The following is a 311-nucleotide window of genomic DNA, read 5'->3' as shown; positions in this document are numbered from 1 at the left end:
CGTCCGCGAGCGTGGAGGAGTTGACGTCCCCTGACTACTGGGTCGACCACGTCCGCCGCACCGTCCGCTACGCCGACGCCGTACGCACGCTGGCCGACGAGCACGCCGTCGCGCGCTTCCTGGAGCTGGGCCCCGACGGCACCCTCACGGCGCTCGGGCAGGGCTGTGCGGCGGACGAGGACGGAAAGCTGTTCGTTCCGGCACTGCGCAAGAACCGTCCGGAAGCCGCGTCCGTGGTGTCCGCCGCGGCCGCCGCGTTCACCCGTGGCGCCGACGTCGACTGGTCGCGAGTGTTCCCGGCCCTGGAGCCG

1 protein-coding gene is annotated in these 311 nt (G+C 73.3%); it reads left to right on the top strand.

Annotated features, from left to right (window positions below; translation table 11 throughout):
- Positions 1-20 precede the first annotated feature (20 nt).
- Positions 21-311, top strand: a 291-nt coding sequence (locus AC5WS8_RS39465) for a hypothetical protein (RefSeq protein WP_496108287.1), incomplete at its 3' end; no start/stop codon positions are given.

The sequence above is a fragment of the Streptomyces sp. PTL18 genome, assembly GCF_059510295.1.
Note: the sequence above shows the minus strand (reverse complement) of the source record. Positions and strands in the feature narration are given on the sequence as shown.